At 46.6% G+C, this 18,217-nt stretch carries 17 protein-coding genes; 2 read left to right on the forward strand and 15 right to left on the reverse strand.

The window, feature by feature from the left end; genetic code table 11:
* Positions 1-73: 73 nt before the first annotated feature.
* Positions 74-1,864, forward strand: coding sequence for an ATP-binding protein (locus VN379_RS06035; RefSeq protein ID WP_325531848.1), 1,791 nt, complete (start codon positions 74-76; stop codon positions 1,862-1,864).
* Positions 1,865-1,954: 90 nt separating this feature from the next.
* On the opposite strand, the gene phoU is transcribed toward VN379_RS06035, so the two are convergent.
* The 10 genes from phoU to VN379_RS06085 all read right to left on the reverse strand — a co-directional run bounded on the left by phoU (position 1,955) and on the right by VN379_RS06085 (position 12,932).
* Positions 1,955-2,611 carry a phosphate signaling complex protein PhoU gene (gene phoU / locus VN379_RS06040; RefSeq protein ID WP_325531850.1) on the reverse strand — a complete coding sequence of 219 codons (657 nt, stop codon included), beginning with the start codon at positions 2,609-2,611 and terminating at the stop codon, positions 1,955-1,957.
* A gap of 14 nt (positions 2,612-2,625) precedes the next feature.
* The gene (pstB, locus tag VN379_RS06045) at positions 2,626-3,381 is read right to left on the reverse strand and encodes a phosphate ABC transporter ATP-binding protein PstB (RefSeq protein WP_325531852.1); all 756 of its coding nucleotides are present in this window, start codon (positions 3,379-3,381) and stop codon (positions 2,626-2,628) included.
* Between the two features lie 195 nt (positions 3,382-3,576).
* On the reverse strand, positions 3,577-4,272 hold the full coding sequence (locus tag VN379_RS06050; RefSeq protein ID WP_325531854.1) for a response regulator transcription factor: 696 nt from the start codon (positions 4,270-4,272) through the stop codon (positions 3,577-3,579).
* A gap of 141 nt (positions 4,273-4,413) precedes the next feature.
* Positions 4,414-4,689 carry an HU family DNA-binding protein gene (locus VN379_RS06055; protein WP_325531856.1) on the reverse strand — a complete coding sequence of 92 codons (276 nt, stop codon included), beginning with the start codon at positions 4,687-4,689 and terminating at the stop codon, positions 4,414-4,416.
* Between the two features lie 95 nt (positions 4,690-4,784).
* Positions 4,785-6,254, reverse strand: a complete 1,470-nt coding sequence (mazG, locus tag VN379_RS06060; protein ID WP_325531858.1) for a nucleoside triphosphate pyrophosphohydrolase — start codon at positions 6,252-6,254, stop codon at positions 4,785-4,787.
* A 1-nt stretch (position 6,255) separates the two neighbouring features.
* Positions 6,256-7,866, reverse strand: coding sequence for a putative polysaccharide biosynthesis protein (locus VN379_RS06065; protein ID WP_422663619.1), 1,611 nt, complete (start codon positions 7,864-7,866; stop codon positions 6,256-6,258).
* A gap of 248 nt (positions 7,867-8,114) precedes the next feature.
* The gene (spoVT, locus tag VN379_RS06070) at positions 8,115-8,681 is read right to left on the reverse strand and encodes a stage V sporulation protein T (RefSeq protein WP_325531862.1); all 567 of its coding nucleotides are present in this window, start codon (positions 8,679-8,681) and stop codon (positions 8,115-8,117) included.
* Positions 8,682-8,872: 191 nt separating this feature from the next.
* Positions 8,873-12,169 carry a transcription-repair coupling factor gene (mfd, locus tag VN379_RS06075; RefSeq protein WP_414714963.1) on the reverse strand — a complete coding sequence of 1,099 codons (3,297 nt, stop codon included), beginning with the start codon at positions 12,167-12,169 and terminating at the stop codon, positions 8,873-8,875.
* A gap of 97 nt (positions 12,170-12,266) precedes the next feature.
* Positions 12,267-12,515 (reverse strand): anti-sigma-F factor Fin, encoded by a 249-nt coding sequence (locus VN379_RS06080; RefSeq protein ID WP_325531866.1) that lies wholly within the window; start codon positions 12,513-12,515, stop codon positions 12,267-12,269.
* A gap of 15 nt (positions 12,516-12,530) precedes the next feature.
* Positions 12,531-12,932, reverse strand: coding sequence for a hypothetical protein (locus VN379_RS06085; RefSeq protein ID WP_325531868.1), 402 nt, complete (start codon positions 12,930-12,932; stop codon positions 12,531-12,533).
* 184 nt (positions 12,933-13,116) lie between these two features.
* On the opposite strand from VN379_RS06085, the gene VN379_RS06090 reads away from it, so the two are divergent.
* Entirely contained in the window at positions 13,117-14,049 is a 933-nt protein-coding gene (locus VN379_RS06090) for a hypothetical protein (protein ID WP_325531870.1), read from the forward strand.
* Positions 14,050-14,111: 62 nt separating this feature from the next.
* Here VN379_RS06090 and VN379_RS06095 read toward each other — a convergent pair whose 3' ends face one another.
* The 5 genes from VN379_RS06095 to VN379_RS06115 form a co-directional block, all read right to left on the reverse strand.
* Entirely contained in the window at positions 14,112-14,993 is an 882-nt protein-coding gene (locus tag VN379_RS06095; protein ID WP_325531872.1) for a M23 family metallopeptidase, read from the reverse strand.
* Between the two features lie 157 nt (positions 14,994-15,150).
* Positions 15,151-16,116: a class II fructose-bisphosphatase gene (gene glpX, locus VN379_RS06100; RefSeq protein WP_325531874.1), complete on the reverse strand. Its 966-nt coding sequence runs from the start codon at positions 16,114-16,116 to the stop codon at positions 15,151-15,153.
* Positions 16,117-16,192: 76 nt separating this feature from the next.
* Positions 16,193-16,837, reverse strand: coding sequence for a fructose-6-phosphate aldolase (gene fsa / locus VN379_RS06105; protein ID WP_325531876.1), 645 nt, complete (start codon positions 16,835-16,837; stop codon positions 16,193-16,195).
* Between the two features lie 42 nt (positions 16,838-16,879).
* Entirely contained in the window at positions 16,880-17,515 is a 636-nt protein-coding gene (locus tag VN379_RS06110) for a hypothetical protein (protein WP_325531878.1), read from the reverse strand.
* Between the two features lie 176 nt (positions 17,516-17,691).
* A complete protein-coding gene (locus VN379_RS06115) occupies positions 17,692-18,093 on the reverse strand; it encodes a response regulator (RefSeq protein WP_325531880.1) in 402 nt (133 codons plus the stop codon).
* Positions 18,094-18,217: the final 124 nt, after the last annotated feature.

Consider the following 18,217-nt stretch of genomic DNA (forward strand, 5'->3'; position numbering starts at 1 on the left):
TAGCCACACTACATAATTTAAGGTATTATTTGTAATAGTACCAAACAAACTAGTTCCTGGGAGGTATGATAAAATGTTTGCTCGCAACCTCCGCAACCGGCTGGTTGTATCTTTTTTAGCGCTCATTCTTTTTACACTAACAGCACTTGGCAGCTATATACTGTGGTTTTTTTACCAGCACAATATTGCCAGTCTCAATACCGCGATGCTTAACCAGGGAAAAATTATTGAAGAGCTCATCTACCGGGACATGTCCGGCCCCATTCAAAAGGCTCAGATCGATGAGAAAATCAAAGAACTTAGCTCTCGTATTGACTTAAGGGTTACTGTGATTGATACCACTGGCGCAGTCATTGCCGACTCCCAGCAAAACCCGTCCCTGATGGAAAACCATAGCAACCGACCGGAAATAGCGGACGCGCTTTCTGGTAAAAACGGCTATACCATACGTACAAGCGCAACCCAGGATAAGTCATTGTTATATGTATCCACGCCGATTTTCTTTCACAATGAGATTACCGGTGTGGTACGTGTAGCTATGCCGCTTGACCATGTAGACGCAGGTTACAGAAAGATATTATCAGCCCTGTTAGCAGCCAGTCTGTTGACCTCACTTGTGGCAATCATCTTCAGTCTGGCTCTTGCCAATAAGTATACCCGCCCGCTCGAAAGCATTATTAATACTGCCAACGACATCGCCAAGGGCCAGCTAAATAAACGGGTATTTATTAAAACAGGTGATGAACTCGAAATTCTGGCTCATTCCATCAATAACTTAACCTCCAGCCTGGAAGACAAAGTCAATGATGCCATCGCTGAACATCGCAAGCTTCAGCTTATTTTGCAGAATATGGGCGATGCTGTTATTCTCCTGGATCGCTTTGGCAAGGTCACCACCGCCAACAATATGGCCCTGACAATCTTCGGCATAACCGACCAAATGCTGGGGCAGCACAATATCCAGGTTATTGGCAATAGCCTGTTAGATCAGGCGGTCCAAGAAACGATCCTTCGGAAAAAGAATAAAATTATTGACCTTAAAACAAATATTCACGGGAAGAAGCGGGTCTTTCAGGTGTTTCTGGCCCCCTTTACCAGCAATGAAAGCGATGTCCCCGGGATATTAACCGTATTTCATGATATAACCACCCTACAGGAAATGCATGACCGACAGGCCGATTTTGTGACCAATGCGTCACATGAGCTGGCTACCCCACTAACGGCAATCAAGGGATTTGCCGAGACACTTTTGGATGGGGCACTCACACAGCCGGAACTAAATGAGAAGTTTATCCGCATCATTTACGATGAGGCTGATCGCATGCATAGGCTAGTTCAGGACTTACTCAGTCTGGCCCGGCTCAGCGCCCAGGAATACCGCGAACAAGTCAGACTGGAGGCAGTTACAGTCGGCCCGGTATTAGAAGCCGCCAAACAGGATCTGGAGCCCCGCTGGCAGCAGAAAAATCACACCCTTATCATTACAGGCGGTACAGAGTCACTGGCCGCCCTTGCCCATCCAGACTGGCTTAAACAGGTTATTGTAAATCTATTGGAGAACAGTATCAAGTATACCCCTGCTGGGGGTAAAATACTATTAACCTGCTGGCAGGAAGATCATGAAATAAAAATCAAAGTCAAGGATTCCGGTATCGGTATCCCGACCAAAGACTTGCCGCTCATCTTTGACCGCTTTTACCGGGTTGACCGGGCCCGGGCCCGCACAGCCGGGGGTACCGGTCTTGGCCTGGCCATTGCCAAGTTTATTGTCGAAATGTTAGGCGGCCGTATCGAGGCAGCTAGCCTGGTCGATGTAGGGACAACATTCACAGTTACGCTGCCTGCTTACGAATCAAAGTCATAAACAAAAGAACCTGCTCTAAATTGAGCAGGTTCTTTTACGTTCATACACTATACTTTGCCAATAAAGAATTAAAGGCATAGTTGTAGCCTTTTATTTTTTCCGTCGTCTTTGACCTGTCACCAAATAAATCGTCCACTCAGCGATATTAGTGGCATGGTCGGCAATACGCTCCAGGTAGCGGGCAACAAAGATAAGCTGAGTGGCCTGCGTAATAGTTTTGGGATCTTCCATCATATATGTCAGCAGTTCCCGAAATACCTGATAGTAAAGGTCATCGACCTCATCATCATTTAGGCAAACCTGTTCAGCAAGCGGGATATCAAGTGTAGTATAGGCATCCAGCGCGTCTTTGAGCATTTTCTGAGACATTTGCGCCATGCGGGGGATATCGACAAGGGGTTTTATTAGCTCCTGATTGGCCAATCCTAACGTGATTTTGGCAATATCATAGGCGTGGTCTCCCATTCTTTCTAAATCAGTGGTAATTTTAAGGCCGGTGCCAATAACCCGGAGATCGCGGGCCATCGGTTGCTGTCTGGCGATTAGAACCATGCATTTATCCTCAATGTCGACTTCCATTTGATCAATTATATCGTCAAAATCCATAACCCTACGGGCCAGCTCCAGGTCTCCCCGGGCCAGCGAGACCACTGCATCATCAATGGCACTGCCTACGGCCTTGCCCATGTCTAACAGGCTTTGTCGCAGCTGTTCTAATTCCTGGTCATAGTTATGCCTTACTGTCATCTGTATCTCCTCCTTTATCCGAAACGCCCAGTAATATAGTCTTCAGTCCGTTTATCCTGCGGGCGGGTAAAGATCGTATCAGTCTTATCATGCTCCACAAGATCGCCACTTAGGAAAAAACCGGTATAATCCGATACGCGGGCTGCCTGTTGCATATTATGAGTAACCATAACAATCGTATAACTGACTTTAAGTTCAGTTACCAATTCTTCAATCTTCATTGTGGATATCGGATCAAGTGCAGAACATGGCTCATCCATCAGGAGTACCTCCGGCTCTACTGCCAGTAATCTGGCAATACACAGCCGCTGCTGCTGGCCACCTGACAGGCCCATAGCCGATGCATGCAGCCGGTCTTTTACTTCATCCCAAAGGGCTGAACCGGTAAGACTTTTTTCTACAATCTCATCAAGTACGGCCCGTTTCGTCTGTCCGTGAATGCGCGGACCATAGGCAATATTATCATAAATTGACATCGGGAAGGGATTAGGCCGCTGGAAAACCATACCGACCCGTTTTCTCAACATAACTGTATCAACATTAGGGTGATATATATTTTCACCGTCAAGCAATACCTCACCCTCAATTCTCACATTGTCAATCAAATCATTCATGCGGTTTAGTGTTTTTAAAAAGGTAGACTTACCGCAGCCTGATGGTCCAATTAAGGCAAGTACGCTATTTTCTATTATTTCAATAGAGATTTTTTTGAGGGCTAGGACATCTCCATAATATAACCCAAGTTTATTTACTTGAACTTTAACATTCATAAGTTAGTCTATGCCTCCTGTAGTTTCTCATATGCAATATATCATAAAATCGGCGGCGTGAATGTTAATATCTTGTTAAGATTTTATAGATCAGCACCAAGATAAAGAAAAATTGCCTTACTACCGCTTTACAATAACCAAAATATCCTCTTAGTCATTGTGCCGATAGCAAAGCAATTTTATGTTATCTTTTGCTCATTCTAAATCGCGAAACCGATACCCAACGCCTCGCACGGTCTCAATCGCTTCCGCAATTTCAATATCCTGAGACAATTTTACCCGCAAATGACGTACATGCACATCAACAGTCCTGGTATCGCCAAAATATTCGTAACCCCAGACCTTTTCAAGCAGTTGTTCGCGGGTAAATACCTTGCCGGTATTTGTGGCAAACAGCTTAAGCATCTCATATTCTTTAGGCGTCAGTTCCAATTTTACCGAACCAATATATGCTTCGTAACGGTTAAAGTTAAGTGTAAGCTTACCTACTGTTAAGGCTCCACTTACTGAACTGTCTTTCTGACTGCGTCTGAGCACTGCCTTAATCCTTGCCAGTAGTTCTCTTGGACTAAATGGCTTGGTCAGATAATCATCCGCTCCAAGCTCAAGACCAATCACTTTATCAATCTCTTCATTTTTGGCAGTCAGCATAATAATCGGGATGGCGGCTGTTTCACGGGAGTTTTTTATCAACCGGCATACTTCAAGACCATCAATGCCTGGAAGCATCAGATCGAGGACGATAAGATCCGGCCTGTTGGTTTTGGCTATGTTTACCGCCACCTGACCATCGTCTGCCTCAAGAATCTTGTAACCAGCCTTCTCCAGATTAAACTTTATAAGCTCGCGAATATTTAGTTCATCATCTACGATTAAAATCTTTCCTGCCATAAACTCGCTCCTCATTCCCCTTAGAAAAGATGAGATCGCCATATCCTGCCACTCCATACACTGGAGTTAGGAGTTAAGGGACCTATTTTAAACAAAAACCAGGTTTATAACCTGGTTTGGTGGGTCTTGTCCACTGTGTAATTAGGCGTTAACGGTGTCTTTCAGACCTTTGCCGGCTTTAAATACTGGGTTTTTAGAAGCTGGTATAGTAATTTCGTCACCGGTTTGAGGATTGCGCCCTTTGCGCTCTTCTCTGGTTTTTACTTCAAAAGTACCAAATCCGATTATTTGTACTTTATCATCGTTGGCTAAAGCTTCTTCAATAGCGGCAAATACTGCGTTGATAGCCTTCTCAGCATCTTTTTGAGTCATATCAGCCTTTTGAGCCACTGCTTTTACAAGGTCAGTTTTATTCACAATCTTGCTCCCCCTAACATAAATCGATTACGATTAGCTTTATTCGCTACGCAACTTTTTATTCCTGCCAATCTAAAAAAAAATGGTAAAAAAACTCATGACTTGGCTTCTTTTGCCTTGGCTTCATCCCATAAAGCATCAAGAGCAGTTAAATTCATGTCTTCCCAGGCCCGCTGCTGTTCTTTGAGGGTGGCCTCGATGTAATTGAATCGACGTCGAAATTTGTTGTTGGTACGGTTAAGGGCTGTTTCGGGATCAATGCCCATAAAGCGCGCCAAATTTACCACCGCAAAAAGCACATCTCCCAATTCATCCTCGGTTTTCTGACCGCGTTCGTCTGCCGGCGCTAGAGCTGCTTGCCGGAGTTCAGCAAGCTCTTCGGCAACCTTGTCCCATACCGGACCAATTTCAGACCAGTCAAAGCCCACTTTAGCGGCTTTAGCCTGCAGCTTATAGGCGGTCATTAAACTAGGCAGGCCTACCGGAATACCATCAAGCACCCCAGTTCGCTCACCGGCCTTTTCCTGTTTTTTAATTTGATCCCAGTTGACGACAACCTCAGCCGCATCACGGACCGTTATAGCGCCAAACACATGTGGATGGCGGCGTACCATTTTCTCGGTAACATGATCAACAACATCCTGCATGGTAAAACCGCCACTCTCTTCGGCAACGCGGGCATGAAAAACGATTTGGAGCAATAAATCCCCCAGTTCTTCACATAATTTGACACCATCGGCCAATTCAATGGCTTCAAGTACCTCATAGACTTCCTCCACAATGTAGCGGCGCAGGCTAAGATGTGTCTGTTCAATATCCCAGACACAGCCGCCAGGCGATCTCAGACGCGCCATCACATCAACAATCGGATCAAGGGAAAATATCTTGCTCCGGGCGGGGCGGGGCGGCACATATACACTGGTAAGATGATCAATCTCAGGCAACCGGTCAATCTCAAACAGCATTACCTTATGGATTTGCTCATCAGGCAGACCGAGATTACGTGCCACTGTAACCTGATATTCATCACCATAATAGTCGATGAGCGCCAATTTGGCATCTGATGCCACCTGGCGGCTATATACCTGGGTAACAATGAGACCGGTAACAAGATCAGGGGGCAATGTAGCCAGATCTGCTGCATCAACAATGGTAAGCCCGGTAATGGGATCAACACCAAGCCTTGTATACAACACTTCCAGAAAACTCATTGCCGGAATAATGGCAAGATCTACACCTGCGGCTTGCGCCTGAGTAGTAATAAGCTCAACAGTTTTTTCTGCTACCAGCGGGCTACCAGGCACAGCATAGACTATGTGCTCTCCTTGAACCGCCCGCCGTATAACCTCAGTGGCTATTGCCTGGTAGAGGTTGGAAAAATTGTCCGCCTGCTCATACATGTGATCAAAACTGGTAAAAGCAACCCCGCGTTTCTTCAGCTCATCCACACAGGGATGTTTGGCTGTGCGCAAAATGAGGGTATTTGTACCAGACAGCAGCTCCCAGGTCTCCAGTGTTATGTGTTTAAAGCTTCCGGGACCAAGCCCAGTAATAGTAATTCCCATATTATCGCCTCAACAGTCGTAATGTAGTTAAAATAGCAGCAATTTTACCGCCGATGCGAGGTAATTGCTCAATATCACGTGCCCCAACTCCACCTACCAGGAGCAGAACAATGCCAAATACAATACCCCCGGCGGTAATAGACCCCAACGTAGCCAGCGTATTGTGGAGCGTCTGGCTCATGATGGTATCATAGGCCAGCAACACGACAACGCCCATTACGCCAGATGCCAGTATAGCTTTAAAGGTATCTTTAATATCAAGGCTAAAACCGACATACCTGTATACGAAAAACATATTTAACAGTGCAGCCACTCCAAAGTCGGCGACAGTGGCCCACGCGGCCCCCATAATCCCCAGGGATGGTACTGCTGTCAGTATCCAGCTCATAACAATCTTGACAACAGCCGAAATAGCCATATTAATAACCGGTATTGCAGTATGACCCAAGCCCTGCAATACACCGGTTGTTACCTGGTGTATGCCGAGAAGAAAGATTCCTACGGACAAGATGGCGATGGATACGCCGGCATTAGGTGTGCCATACAGCATCAGTGAGATGGGGGTAGCCAATAGTGACATACCAACGAAGCTGGGAATTGTGATTAGGTTGGAAATGCGCATGGCAGTTGCAGTGCGCTGATAAATCCGCTGCTTATTACCCAGAGTGTACGCTTCCGACACCGCAGGCACCAGGCTGGCAGCCAGCGAAGCCGTCAGGATTGTCGCCAGGTTAACAAGCGGTACAGCCATACCCGTAAGATACCCGAATAGTTCGGTCGCCTGCTCTACCGTATGTCCGGCCACTTCCAGCCTGGCCGGAACAATCAAGAGGTCAATATTGGATACGACCGGCAACATGATGTTAGCAAGCGACACCGGCAGTGCCAGTTTTACAATCCGTCCAACAATACTCAGACTGGATTCCTGGGTGATCTGCGGCTGGGTTTCCATCTGATGCTTAAATCCCGGTTTATGCCGCCAGTAAAAATACAAGAGTACCAAGAGTCCGGCAGCAGCACCGGGACCTGCGCCAAAGCTAGCTCCGGCAGCAGCGAATTCCAGGCCCCGCGGCAGCAGGATATAGGCAAAAGCAATCATTGTTACAACCCGTATCAGCTGTTCAAATATCTGAGAAACAGCTGTTGGCGTCATCAGCTGCAAACCCTGAAAGTATCCACGATAGCTTGATAATACGGTAACAAAAAATATAGCCGGCGCTAACGCGGCAATGGCATAATACGCTCTGTGGTCACGGACAAAGTTATGTTCAATCAACCAGCCGGCACCGTAATATAACAGGAAGGTAAAGAACAGTCCGGTAGCAGCCAATACCCCCAAGGAAATCCGGAATACATGATTGGCTCCGCGGTAGTCGTTACGGGCAATTTTTTCAGCTACAATAATGGAAATGGCTACTGGGATACCTGCTGATGATACGCTAAGCGCCAGCAAATAAATTGGATAAGCCATCTGGTACAGGCCTACCCCTTCACCACCCAGAAGGCGGGATAATAAAATCCGGTTAACTGATCCGATAATTTTAACAACAATACCAGCCACAGTCAAAATAAGTGCGCCTTTTAAAAATGTATCTTTACTCAAACGAGTCATTCCTCTCCAAAATTTGGCCTGTTTTAGCCACTTTTACTATTATAACAAAATCTTACCAGCAATAAAACACTATATGCATCGCGTATAATTTAAATCGCTTATAATTGCAGTTTTTATTTTACAGCAACAATCGCGTGGGCATTATTTCAACTTTTTTCTATTATACCGCTATAAGGTAATATAAAAGTAGCGAACTTAACAGTAATTGTTAGTGTCCGCTACTTGCCGTTTAAAATGCTGTGAAAATGTTATTGAGCCATTTGTTTTGCCAGGAATCCTGCTGCTGTTTCGGCTAGTTTGACCTCCATATCCGCCATTTGAGCGCCAGGTTCTTTGGAGCAGATAATAACAGCTCCGATTGCATCGCCTTCAACAATAATAGGAGCAATAACTTCAGCAGTAAATTTGCAGGTCTCATCGTCCTCACATTGGGAGGCGCAACCTTTGCAATGCTTGTATTCGCCTGGATTGCTGATTAGAGCGGTTTTACGCTCCTCCATTACTTTTTCAACAGCCGGGCCGAGAGGTTTGCTCAAGAACTCCTTTTTGGAGGCGCCAGCGACAGCTACTACGTTGTCGCGGTCAGCGATCAAAACAATATGACCAATGGCTTCAAACAGTGAGTCTGCATATTCTTTAGCAAAGTCCCCTAGTTCGCCTACCGGAGAATATTTCTTGAGTATTACCTCACCCTCACGATCTACATATATCTCCAGCGGGTCCCCTTCACGGATTCTGAGAGTTCGTCTAATTTCTTTCGGTATTACAACTCGGCCTAAATCATCAATTCTACGTACAATTCCGGTTGCTTTCACCAGTATCCCCCTTTCTACAGCTTTAGCCAAGCTTAGCTAGATTGAACCTACTAAAACGGGTTTGTCGATATCAAACTTTGAGTAGCGAATACATCAGGCATTACTGTTAGCAATATCCTAATCATTCATTGATAGTAGTATATATCCAGCTAGTGCGTTTTATTCATTTTTCTGGCTTAAGCCATCAGGGTTTAAGTTGACATTTTTTCCATATCTGTTAATACCGAGAATAACCTGGTTAATGCCTCTATAAGTGGCATTGTAAGCCGTGAAGTCATCAGTCGCATTGTCTCAGGCGGTCCGGGAACAAAGGCAAGTTTACCGGGAAAAATATTTTTAGCGTTCATTAAACCACCTTCAGCCACATTTGGGGTATCGCCAAATACAACCTCTACCCGCCCGCCCCGCTCGGCAATCGAGCGGACACCGATACGGCGCGCCATATTCTTAATCCTGGCAACACCCAAAAGGTTGGTTACAGGCAGTGGCGGCTCCCCAAACCGATCAATCAGTTCATCAATCAATTCGGTTAAATGCGATTCCTGGCGCACAGCGGCAATCCGCTGGTATATCTCAATCTTATGCATGGCATCGCTAATATAGTCACCAGTAAGATAGGCATCAATATTGAGTTCGATCGTTGGTTCAGGCAACGGTAAAATTGGATTTCCCGTCCTTAATTCTTCAACTGCTTCATCCAGCAGGCGGCAATACATTTCAAACCCGACACTGACAATATGCCCATGTTGTTCCCGGCCTAAAATATTACCGGCACCTCTGATTTCAAGATCACGCATGGCAATTTTAAAACCTGAGCCCAGCTCGGCAAATTCTTTGATGGCCTGCAACCGCTTTTCGGCAACCTCGGTAAGAACTTTATCCCGCCGATAAGTAAAGTAGGCATAAGCCATACGATGCGATCGGCCAACACGCCCCCGCATCTGATATAATTGCGACAAACCAAAGTGGTCGGCATCATATACGATAATCGTATTGGCATTAGGTACATCCAGGCCGTTTTCAATAATGCTTGTGCAAATAAGCACATCGTCGCGATTTTCATAAAAATCCAGCATGACCTGTTCTAACAGCTCCTCCGGCATCTGACCGTGGCCTGTTTTTATCGTAGCATCAGGCAAAATCTCGGTTAATCGCTGGCGTACCTTATCAATGGTCTGCACCCGGTTGTAAACAAAATACACCTGACCACCGCGCTTTAACTCACGAACTATTGCCTCCCGGATAATTTCTTCGTTATATTCTACAACATAGCTTTGCACCGGAAAACGGTCTTCAGGCGGCGTCTCAATAATACTCATATCGCGGGCGCCAACCAGCGACATATGCAGGGTACGCGGTATCGGAGTGGCACTTAGGGTAAGCACATCAAGGTTTGCCCTGAGCCGTTTCATCTTTTCCTTTTGGGCTACGCCAAACCGCTGTTCTTCATCAACGATCAGTAGTCCAAGGTCTTTAAACTCTACATCTGCCTGCAAAATGCGATGGGTGCCAATAAGCACATCAATTTGCCCGAGTGCAAGCTTTTGTAGTGTTGCCTTTTGTTCTCTGGCGCTCCGGAACCGGCTGACAACATCAACTACCGGGCCAAAACCGGCAAACCGCGCGCTAAAAGTCTGATAATGCTGCTGTGCCAGAACAGTGGTAGGCACCAATACAGCCACCTGCTTGCCACTCATGACAGCTTTGAAAGCAGCGCGTATGGCCACCTCGGTCTTGCCAAAGCCGACATCACCACATAACAACCGGTCCATGGGACGCGGCTGTTCCATATCATGTGTCACTTCAGTAATAGCCTGCAGCTGATCTGGCGTTTCCTCATAAGGAAATGCATCCTCAAACTCCCGCTGCCATGGGGTGTCAGGACCAAAAGCATGCCCTACCTGCAGTTGACGCTGGGCATAGAGTTCAATCAGCTCTTTGGCCATGTCGGCCACAGCAGCTTTAGCCTTGGTTTTCACCTTGAGCCAGTCGCTGCCACCCATTTTGCTCAGGCGAGGCACTTCACCTTCAGCACCAATATATTTTTGTAAAAGCCCAACCTGATCTGTTGGCACATAAAGCTTGTCGTCACCAGCGTAGCGGATATGGAGATAGTCTTTATGAACCCCGCCGACCTCCAGTGTTTCAACCCCAACATATTTGCCAATGCCATGGTTAATATGGACAACATAATCCCCAAGATTTATATCGCGAAAATAGGTAATCTGCTGCTCTTTGCCAACGCGTGGCCGGCGCTTTTTCTTCTGACGGCCAAAGATATCCAATTCGGTTAAAACAACCAGCTTAGCCTGTGGCAGCTCAAACCCGCCTGACAAGGCACCTGTCGACACAACAACAGCACCGGGGATCAACGGCATATGCCCCTCTTGGGCCATGATTGCGGTAATCCCTTCATCAGTCAGATTCTGCTGAATATTTGCCGCCTTATCACGGCTAGGCATAAATAATACGATATTGTGCTTTTTATCCTGCCAGTTTTTTATTTCGTCAATCAGCAAATCAATCTGGCGATGGAACGGCGCAATGCCTTTAGCGGTAATACTAATAATCGCCGTGGGCTGAGTGCCCGGTATCTTCTGCAGCAGCAAGGATAAATAGACCACCGTATACGCCTGACAGGCAGCCGCCAGTTCAGTCCAGCCAAAAACCCGGCGTTTAATATCCGGGTTTTCTTTGACTATCTTAGTCATCTGCTCTCTGATTCGCGCCGGTTCATCCAGTACAAGGCAGGACTCCTGCGGCAAATAGGACACAAACACTGCCGGTTTACCACTATGTTCAGGCTCAGTAAGGGGCATAATATCAGCTAACACCAGGTCTGTTACCGAACGCTGGCTGGCCGGGTCAAACTCCCGCAGTGAGTCAACCTCGTCACCAAATAGCTCTAACCGGAGCGGCTGACTCCGGTTAACAGCAAAAATATCAATAATACCACCGCGAATGCTAAACTGACCCGCGCTGTCCACCTGGTCAACCCGTTCATAGCCGAATTCGACCAGCGAACCGATAAGTTCCTCACGGCTTACCACACTGCCATTGGTTATCGTAATTCGGCTGTTTAGAAACTCTTGCTTTGGCAATACCCGCTGCATGGCGGCTTCTGCAGTTGCCAAAACAATAATCTTTTCCCCCCTGGCCATCCGGCTTAAGACATCCATGCGCCTTGCTGCCAACTCAACGCTCTTGGCAGCTGCCGCGAAGGTAACAATATCAATTGCCGGCAATTCTAATACCGGCACCTGGGGTAAGAGGGCTGCAAAATCAGCTCGCAGCATCTCAACAGCATCGTGACTGGCAGATATTATGATTGTCGGCCGGGGGAAACTCTGAAATGCCGCTGCCATAAGTACGCTTTTTTGCGCACCTGTCACACCATAAATTACACTCTGATCACCTACCGCCCCAAAGGCGGCTTGAGCCGCTATAAGCTGCTTATCCTCATGCAAAGCCGCAAATAGCGTCAGCATTGTTTTCTCTCCCATACAAGTACCTCTCACTAGTTACAGGTAGTACCAAAAGGGCTTTAGCCTAGGCTAAAGCCCTATATTATATGTGCTTAAATTTTTAATGAATATATCCTTTGTTAATAGCCGGCATACCAAATGCAACATTGTCGTCAATTCCCATTGAAGTTATGCAGAAGTCGCACAACGACTTGACATGAATGGTATTTTTCTCCACATCAGTTTTAATTATATCTTGACGCTCCTGAGCAGTCAAGCAGTCAAACCCAAACTTAACTTCATCGACTTGATCTACTTCTAATGTATCGATATGTTCACCACAATATTCACAAGTATAGAAAATTTTCATGAGATTTCCCTTCTTTCATAAGTTTTTGTCCGCATTATTGGCCAGTAATCTGACAACGGTTACGTTGTAAGCTACATGCAATAATATACCGGCAGACAACCCTAACCATATACTGCCTGTCATCATCAGAATACCGGCAGTCACGAGTCCGAAGAGACTATGTCCGGCAATACTTAAAAACGGAGCTGTCAAATGCTTACTACCATCTTGAATCCAATCATAGATGGCCTCAATTAATCCAAAAAGCATATGCACCATAATAATGGCGGCTCCCAGATAGTAAGCTAACAACGTTTTTGCCGCCTCCTCAACAACCGGCCCCAGACTAATAACACTTATCGGCCCAATATACCGCATAAACAGCCTGTTTATGAGAAAGCTTAGGCTGGCCATCAATGCTGCAATTACATATTCCATAATTAATCCTCACAAAACTCGGCTATTGAGATGGTATAATTATTATTCCCCGAAAAAATAGTCGTGTATACTGAATCTATTCTGATAGTAATTTTTTGCTTTATTAGCAATATACGACAGGAGAAAGTCGTTTATATGTCGAATTTATTAGCAATAATTGAATACAGATTTTGGAGGGATCATCTTGCAAACATCTTGGAACAAATTACTCCGGCTGGCAGTGTTGACTGTGGCCGTTATCGGGTGCCTGCCGTCAATTACCCTGGCGGCTCCAAAACAACCTACCCCGCCACCTGCCCCTGTTAAAGTAACAGTACTTGCAACAGCGGGGCTAAACGGCCATATCATGAACTGGGATTATGATCTTCCCAAAACTGCCGATTTTGGTCTTGTTAAGATTTCCAGTTTAGTAAAGAAAGAACGTCAGGCAAACCCCTACACACTCTTGGTTGATGGCGGCAATATGCTCACAGGAACGCCCCTGACCCGCTTATTTGCCAATGAACCGTCCAAACTTCCTAATCCGATGATTGCCACATATAACTATCTTGGTTATGACGCAGTTGTGCTTGGTGAGGGTGAGTTTGCCTATGGTTCTGACTACTTGTCCAAAGCGCTCACTACTGCTAAGTTTCCGGTACTGTCTGCTAACGCTCATAGTTCCAACAAGATTTGGGCCACAATCAAACCCTATGCCATCAAAGAATTTGAGGTAGGGAAAGATAAGAAGAAGGAAAAAATCCGTATTGGCATTATCGGCTTAACAACTGCCGACCCTGACAACAATCCATCAAATTATGCCGGACTTACCTTCGCGGATCAGACAGCCGCGCTTAATGCTACGGTTAAGACACTGAATAATAAAGTTGATGCTATAATTGTCGTAAAAAATAACGGCCTGGAGATTAACGGCACTATGGCCGCCTCCCCCGGCAAATTCGGCAGCAGCTTAAGCCGGACTGAGCTTACCTTTGAAAAGGTAGGAAAAAAATGGCAGCTTAAACAATCGGAGACGGCTACCCTGTACTCGGTAATTGCGCCTGTTGATAAAGCTATGGCGGACTTCGCGTGGCCATATCATGATGCTACGCTGCAACACTTAGGCAAACGTCCATAGCCCCAATTTACACACATAATAAAAGAGATTGCCACGTTTTAACGACGTGGCAATCTCTTTTATTATGGCAGGAATCCCATCGGATCAACCGGCTGCCCATCTTTTTGAACCTCAAAATGCAAATGTGGCCCGGTTGAATCGCCGGTGTTACCCATTGAGGCAATTCGTTGGCCAGCGCGCACGTATTGGCCTCTTTCAACAAAGTAATTGTCAAGATGACCATATAAACTTACATAGCCTCCGCCATGATCGATCATAACCGCATAGCCATAACCGCCTCGCCAGCCGGCCCAAATAACCCGGCCGGCCCGTGCAGACATAACATGGGTACCAATATCATTGGCAATATCAACACCGGCGTGCAAGCGCCCCCAGCGCCACCCAAACGGCGAGGAGATTTCGCCTTTTGTCGGCCAAATAAACCGGCTGGCAGAAGCCCGCGCAACCGCGGTATCGGCTCTGCCCCAGCGAGCGCCGGGAATAAACAGTTTTTCGCCAACGGCGACATCATTACTGTTCTTAGCATTGGCCGATTTAATGGTTTCTACCTGTACGCCGTATGTATGAGCAATCTCCCACAAAGTATCACCAGTATCCACTTGGTAAACAACGCCCTTATTAGGCAAAATGACCAACTCATCACCCGGATGGATAAGATCGCTTACGCCAGGGTTCGCTGCCATAAGTGTCTCAAGGTCAATACCGTAATGCTGCGCAATATCGATCAAGGTGTCACCAGAAACAACAACATGTTTCCGAAAGGCTTGCTGACTGGGCTCAGGTGCAGCGGCTGGAACCTGAGTCACTTGCTGCTCGGTTTTAGGCGGTACTGCCGTAGTTTCAGGCAGTGTCTGCACTCCACTCGGAGCCACCCACACGCCGGCAAGCAACGCTACCCCGCCTACATAGGCCCATTGCTTGGCATTCATTTTCAGCAGGTTCAATACTATCACCTCGCTTACTAGGCTTATCTCAGTCAACAAAACAGCTGTTGACTTGAACTCTCCCAGTATTAGCATAAGCGACAGGCCCTCAAAATATGCATAACTTGGATTATTTTTCTCAAGACATACATATTCTGTGCTATTTCATGCAAAAATATTATGCCCGTTTTATCGGCATAGGCTTTTTATCAAATTTATGGATCGCGTCAACAAACCTCACGGTACCTGTTGAACCGCGCATTACAATTGAATGAGTACGGGCACCACCGCCAAAATATCGTACACCGTTTAAGAGATCACCCTGGGTAATGGCAGTAGCCGCAAAAATGACTTCATCGCCTTTGACTAAATCGTCGATGGTAAATACTTTATTGATATCGACAATGCCCATAGCTCTAGCCCGTTCAATATCAGCATCGTTTTCCGGCCAAAGTCTTGCTTGCATATCGCCGCCGAGGCATTTGACAGCTGCTGCTGCCAATACGCCTTCAGGAGCACCGCCGATGCCTAAAAGCATATGGACGGCCGTCCCCTCAATCGCCGCATTGATAGCCGGCGATACATCGCCGTCAGAAATCAGCTTAATCCGTGCCCCTGCATCCCGGGCTTCTTTAACAATAGCGGCATGCCGCGGACGGTCAAGAATTACAACAGTCAAGTCTTCCACCGCGCGTTCCAGTGCCGAGGCCACAGCCTTCAAATTTTCTTTTACCGGGGCATTGATGTCGATTTTGCCCCTGGCCCGCGGCCCAACGGCGATTTTATCCATATACATATCTGGTGCATGCAAGAGGCAGCCGCGCGGCGCAATGGCCAGCACAGCGATAGAGCCAGGCAAGCCTTTCGCTACAAGGTTAGTGCCTTCCAGCGGATCAACCGCAATGTCAACTTCCCGACCACCGTGACCCACTTGCTCGCCAATATACAGCATGGGGGCCTCATCCATTTCCCCTTCACCGATTACCACACAGCCGCTGATATTAACTGTATCAAAGGCGGCTCTCATTCCATCTACCGCCGCCTGGTCTGCGGCAATTTTATCTCCACGTCCCATCCACCGGCCGCTGGCAACAGCTGCAGCCTCGGTAACCCGTACAAATTCCAGTGCTAATTCACGTTCCATAGTGTTACATCTCCTTAAATTCTTGATGGAAAAATTATACCGGGCGTTCGCCCGGCATCCTCTGCTCTCAACAGTCTTACATGTTGGCTTTCTGCCAGTCTGACAGGAACCGTTGTATTCCAGCGTCAGTCAGCGGGTGGTTTAAGAGCGACACCAGTACCTTGGCTGGTACAGTAGCAATGTGCGCACCGGCCAGTGCCGCTTGCGTAACATGCATAGGGTGACGAATGCTGGCGGCAATAATTTCAGTCGCAATACCATGGCTTGTAAAAACATTGGCAGTGTCTTTGATAAGCGCAATGCCATCCTGGCTAATATCGTCAAGTCGTCCAACAAACGGGCTCACATAGGCAGCTCCAGCCCGGGCAGCCAAAAGGGCCTGATTGACTGAAAAAATCAAAGTAACATTAGTTTTGATCCCTTCAGCAGCCAAAGCACTTACCGTTTTTAAACCATCAACAGTTATTGGGACTTTAATAACTACATTATTGCCGAGTTGCGCCAAATCGCGAGCTTCCGGCAGCATCTCTTCAAATTTTGTGCTGATGACCTCAGCACTGACCGGTCCTGGGGTCAATGCGGCAATTTCTTTAATAACTGCCTTAATATCCTGTTCTTCTTTGGCAATCAGCGAAGGGTTGGTAGTTACACCAGCTACAACACCCAGTGGCAGAATTGCTTTAATCTCAGTAATGTTAGCTGTATCAAGGAAAAATTTCACAGTAACCTCACCCGCTTCTTCTCAATTCTCTATCTAAATGACTTATTTACGACTAGTGCGCCTAAGAGGAGTCAGTTCAATGATACCCATAACCGACACGCGTGCTAAATCATGCTCATCCTTGGCCGGAATAACCAGGCGTCCATTGCATTGACTGCAGGATAGTTCGATGGCATCAACAAGCACCTCAGCTTCAACATCCGCATTGCCACAACAGCAGTATACCCCTCCCTGCTCGGCAATATCATGAATTTTATTTAAAATCTCAAGTAAAATTTGTGAATTCTCTATCCCCTGATCGTCTGACTGCTCCGCCATTTCACTGGTTATACTAGCTACTTCCTGCTTATGCCGGGCAATAATTTCGTCAATGGCTGCAGGGCTGCCGATAAAACCAAGTTCAAGATTAGCCTGGGAACAATATATTTTACTGGCCTTAGGCTGCCGGAACAGTTGGCTATCAAGGAAGATCAGATGGTTGGTTTCACATACTACACAGGGAATATCCAGTAAATATTGATGCCGCCCCGCGCTGGCAATGGCACCTTGTACCTGACCACAGCTACAGGCAAGCTGACGCCGTGAATTATTGAGAGCAAACCGGGAGACATTGTGCAGTTCAATATTTCCACATCGCGAACAATAAAGCGCTAATGTGGAAACAGCGCTAATAAACAATTGATATCCCCCCCTTGCTCTATATACTTCATACTTCGCCACCAGCGAGAAAAATCCTGCCTGCACTTGATTAACTTGGCAGCATCAGGTAAGAAACACGGTTTAGCCAGCCAACGATAGCACCTGCCGATTAAGTAAGTAACCCGGGGCTTATTTGCCCCGGGTCATTCCTCTGATTAGCCAATTAACAGCCGGCGTGCATCAAAGCCACTTCCGATATGCTCTTCAATGATCCGGCACAGGGACATAATATCAAACGGTTTGGTTATATAGTCACGCATGCCTGCTTCCCGTGCCTCGTTAACCATATCTAATTCACCGTAGGCAGTCATCATTATAACCTGGTCACCCTGCCCGTGACGCTTAAGTTCCTTCAGCGTCTCAATGCCATCCATGCCAGGCATCTTCATGTCCATTAATATTACGTTAGGCTTTACATCATTCGCAACCTGTATACCCTCATAGCCGTTAGAGGCTGTCATAACACTATAACCTTCATCCTGGAGAACTTCAGTAAGCAATCTTCTAATTCCAGGTTGGTCATCAATCACGAGAATGGTTGCCCGGGAACTGCTCATTACTCTGCACCTTGCTTTCTCCATAGTATTCGACCAAGATACAACTTAACTTTTCCTAATATATCCATATTCGCAGTAAAACAAAAATATCCTGCTAATTTCTGGAAGAAAATTGGTTTTTTTT

Origin of the sequence: Sporomusa sp. (assembly GCF_035561255.1) — a bacterium.
GTDB lineage: Bacteria > Bacillota > Negativicutes > Sporomusales > Sporomusaceae > Sporomusa.